Below are 4,359 nucleotides of genomic sequence, written 5' to 3' on the forward strand. Positions count from 1 at the left end.
TTGATAAAGATTTTTAATTATTTGATCTAAATTATGTAATTCTTTTTGTAAATTTATATCATCATCTAGATGATGAATGTGAAAATATGAAATTTTAGTAGCTAAATTTTTTCTTTCCCAATAAAGTTTATTAATTTCATTGTTTATTGAATTTTCATCATTTAAATTATTCATCGCCATTACTGAATTATTAGTAATTAAAAATAATCCCAAGAAAATAAATAAACAAATATTTATTATTTTAAATTGATTTTGTAATTTAAACATAAATTAAATCTCCTTTTATTTTTATTCTTTTTTATCACCAGTCATCGTTGGTTCTTTTATTATTTTCGGCTTCTTTGGCTTTATCGTTATTGTGTTTACCTTCATAAAGAGATAAAGTTTTACGGACAGGGTTGAAGTGGAGATGGAAATTGGTTAATTTGAAATTGGAGTTGGAAATGTGTGCTCTTCCAAGGTAGTAGTCTTTGTCTTTTTCTATCAAGTCTTTTGGGCCTTTGTATTTAAGGATTAAACAGTTACCGCCTGAGTCTTCGTTGAATTGTTTTTCTAAGTCTACATATACAAATAATTGACTTTCATTTTTTATGTCGAAACTAGAAAATTCAAATCCGTTCACGGAGGTTTTCTCATAATTAAATCCTCTGTTATTCCAACGGTCGAAAGGATAACCTTCTCTGATGTAGTTGGCGAGGTTAGATGGTTCTTTTTGAAGTTCACGACGATTTTCGACCAGCTTTAATTCTTTTCTTAAACTTTCTTCTTGAGTTGGAAGAGTTTTAAGATCGTTTTTAATGTCGATGATTTCTTGGTTTTTATCTTTAATGGTTTGTTCGTATTTGTCAGGCGTTTGATTTAAGGTTACTAATTCTTGTTCTAATTGTGGAATTTTATTTTCTTGGCGGATTTTAGTTAATTGCTGATTAATGTTAGTTAATTCCGATTGGATTTGAGTATAGCGACGATTGTAATAGTTAATGCCGTTTAAACCATCAAAGGTATAGTGACATTCAATTTTAGTTTCATCTTTGGGTTTATATAAATATTGAAGGATTCCTTCACGCCATTGAGCGTATTGGTTTTCACAAGCTACTCGACGTTGTTTTACTTGTTGATGATCAGGTTTTGTTTTTAATTTCAAATTTAAGACTTCTTCGAGATCCGAAGGTAACATGACTTCGTGAGTTTGAGGGTTTTGTTGAGCCCATTTAGCGGTTTTTTTGTAAGCTTCTTCGATGATTGTGGTTAAATCGCGGTTAGAAAGATTTTTACCTTGACATAATTGGGTAATATCTTTTAAAGCTAAAAAAGTATGATAACTAATTTGATAAGGAACAATAATATTTTTTAAATAACCTTCAATTTCGGAATCTTTTAAATGACCGATATAGATTTCTTTACTAAAACGACTGCGTAAAGCGGTATCAATTTTATGAAGGTTATTAGTAGATCCCATTAAGACAATTTTTTTATTACTACTATTAAACCCATCTAATTTATCTAATAAAGTATTAATCACATTGACTCCTCCTGAAGAAATGTTGGAATCATTACGATTTTCTAAACCTTCAATTTCATCAATAAAGATAATGGTTTTATCATGATTTTCGGCTTCTTGCCAAACTTTCTCCACTTCTTTTTCCCCTTCTCCGATGTATTTTTGTCGGAATTTTGAAGGAATTAAATTAATAAAGTGAACATTAGCTTCCCCACAAAGAGCTTTGATTAAAAAGGTTTTTCCTGTTCCTGGGGGTCCATAAAGTAAATAACCTTTGGGGCGGACTTGATCGAAGTTAATTAAAGATTGGTTCGTGCGAAAATAAGTTAATAAGTCTTCTAATTCTTCTTTTTCACTTTCCATGCCGTAAACTTCTTTGAATGTCACTTGTTTTTTAGTATAAGGAAGCGGTTTATTTTCTTTTAAATGATTTAATTGGGTAGTTAAATTTTTCTTTTGTTTTTCAAAAGATAATTTTTGATCAGTTAAGAACAGTTGAAAATCCTTGAAATTTTTTAACTCAGTTTGATTTTTTTGATATTCTTTTTGAGTTTTTAATTCTTCAATTCTTTTTTGATTAGCTTCGACATAATTAAGAGCTTGGTTTAATTGAAAAATTTGTTGTTGGAGGTTTTCTTGGGTTTGCAGTTGCGCTTTTTCTTGCGCTAATTTTTCTAATTCTTCTTGTTTTTCTTTTTGATTTTGGTTTAAAGCTTTTCTTTGTTCTATTAAATTATTGACTATAGTTTGTTGGGTTTGTTGTTGAGTTTTCAGTTCTGTTAATTGTTGTTGTTTTTGGGTTTTCATGTTTGGAGGTAATTGAGTATTATTAGTTAATTCAGTTTGGAGAGTTTTAATTTTAGTAATAATGTCGGTTAAAGTTTTAACATTTTCATCAATTTGGGTTTTTAAGGTTTGATCTTGTTGTTGGAGTTCTTGGATTTTGGCTTGTTCTAATTTGATTTGGTTGTCGATCTCTTGTTGTTGTGTTGATGGAGGTTTTTGAGTTAACGATGGAGTTTTAGTTTTTGAGCGAGAACGAGTGATACCAAAGATTAATAAAACCAAAAAACCTAAACTTAATAATCCGATCAAACTCAGATAAATTTTTTTATTTAATGTCATAGATAACCTCCTTTCTTAAGTTTTTGAAATAAAATAATTTAGTTATTTTAAAATTAAATCTTTCACTTTATCTTTAATGGCTTTAGATAATTTGAAAGTTACTACCGTTTTGGCAGGAATTTTTAGTTTTTTCTTTGTTTTAGGGTTTCTACCGATGTAGGCTTTTCTTGATTTTAGTTTGAATTTACCAATTTGAGGTGATAAAACTACTTCTTCATTAGTAGTGATTGCTTCAATTAAAGTATTCTCAAATGAGTTAAAAAACTCTTCGGTTTTAGTTACGGAAGTTTTGTTGGCTAAAGCGATTTTTTTAATTAATTCTTTTTTATTCATATTTTTTCTCCTTTATTTTTTTATTTCTTTTGGTGTTCTTACCAATTTGTTGTGTTTTTTTCAAATAAAAAAACCCTTTTTTCAAAAGGGGTTAGATGATTATAGTTTATTTGATTGTTATTAAATCTATTTTTTTAAAAAGGTAAATTTTCTTGAGGTTTATTATCTAAAAAGATCACGTTTTGAAGAATAACTTTAGTATTGATTTTGGTTTGACCTTCATTATTCGTGTATTTTTGGATGGATAAAATCCATTCAAGATAAATTTTTGAACCTTTATGTAAATATTTTTTCATGTTGTCAGCTTGTTTTCGAAAAACAACACAAGTGATGAATTGGGTTATCTCTTTAAGGTTAACTGCTAATTGAAAATCGATTTTAGGGATTTGTTCGTTGTTTGAATTTATATATTGTTTTTCTAAATCATGGCTGAGACGGCCGATTAATTGAACTTTATTTAACATATTTTATTTTTCCTTTTTTTGATATATATTTGATTTCTTCATTAATAAAACTTTTGAAAAAAATGTATTGTACGACTATTTGATTTATTGGTTTTGGAATCTTTTATTACTATTGTTTCAAAAGTTTTATGCTTGATTTGGATATAAAAAAAAGATTACTTTAAAGTAATCTGATTTTTATTTTTTTATCACTTAAACGAAATATTTTTTTGAATTAATAGTTTAACGTCATTACGGACGAACGATAGGTTTTAACGTTTTTTTATTTTTTTAATTTTTTGATAGCGATGTTTTTAATATTTTCTACTTGTTTTAAAGATAAATTAAGTTTTTCAGATATTTCGGTGTTGGTATAACATTTTTGATAATCTTCATTGATATTCCCTAAAGGAACGCCAAAACTTAAATGGATAATTTTGAATTCGGTTTTGCTTAACTTAACTTTCATTTTTTTTAAAAAAATTTCATGATTAACTTGTTTTAACCATAATTGATGGGGGTTTAGTTTATTTATTTGATTTATGTCTCCATTATCAATATTTTTACGGTCATCGGAAAATCAATGATTTATACCAAAAAACTTTTAACGAATTCATTACCAAGAAAAAAGTTTACACTATCATGAAAAAAACGACATTAGTTGTCGTTTAAGAATCAAAAAAATTTTTACTTATCGTAATTTAAAAAATAATCTCCAAATAATTCCTAATTTAATCAATCAAGATTTTATGGCTACCAAACCCCTCCAAAAACTCTTTACTGATATTACTTATTTTAAAACTAATCAAGGTTTTCTCTATTTTTCTTGTATTATTGACTCTTTTAATAACCAAATCATCACTTCACATGTTTCAAACCAACAAAATAAAGATTTAGTTTTAAACACCATCAAAAAATTACCTTCATTAAAAGAACCTTGTATTATTCACTCCGATC

At 27.3% G+C, this 4,359-nt stretch carries 4 protein-coding genes and 2 pseudogenes; 1 reads left to right on the forward strand and 5 read right to left on the reverse strand.

From position 1 onward, the window contains the following. The 5 genes and pseudogenes from OL66_RS04445 to OL66_RS03475 all read right to left on the reverse strand — a co-directional run. Window positions 1–267: SVM family protein (locus tag OL66_RS04445; RefSeq protein ID WP_238568826.1), on the reverse strand; the 267-nt coding region annotated here is incomplete at its 3' end. Between the two features lie 34 nt (window positions 268–301). Beyond that, complete coding sequence (locus OL66_RS03460) at window positions 302–2,626, reverse strand: ATP-binding protein (protein WP_034172488.1); 2,325 nt, start codon at window positions 2,624–2,626, stop codon at window positions 302–304. Between the two features lie 42 nt (window positions 2,627–2,668). After that, entirely contained in the window at window positions 2,669–2,959 is a 291-nt protein-coding gene (locus OL66_RS03465; RefSeq protein ID WP_034172489.1) for an HU family DNA-binding protein, read from the reverse strand. Window positions 2,960–3,093: 134 nt separating this feature from the next. Next, window positions 3,094–3,423 carry a single-stranded DNA-binding protein gene (locus OL66_RS03470; RefSeq protein ID WP_034172490.1) on the reverse strand — a complete coding sequence of 110 codons (330 nt, stop codon included), beginning with the start codon at window positions 3,421–3,423 and terminating at the stop codon, window positions 3,094–3,096. A gap of 262 nt (window positions 3,424–3,685) precedes the next feature. Next, window positions 3,686–3,940: pseudogene (locus OL66_RS03475) on the reverse strand (sigma-70 family RNA polymerase sigma factor); the annotation flags it as partial. Window positions 3,941–3,942: 2 nt separating this feature from the next. Here OL66_RS03475 and OL66_RS03480 point away from each other — a divergent pair. Continuing rightward, window positions 3,943–4,359 (forward strand): annotated as a pseudogene (locus tag OL66_RS03480) (DDE-type integrase/transposase/recombinase); the annotation flags it as partial.

It is taken from the genome of Chrysanthemum yellows phytoplasma (assembly GCF_000803325.1).
Lineage (GTDB): Bacteria > Bacillota_I > Bacilli_A > Acholeplasmatales > Acholeplasmataceae > Phytoplasma > Phytoplasma asteris.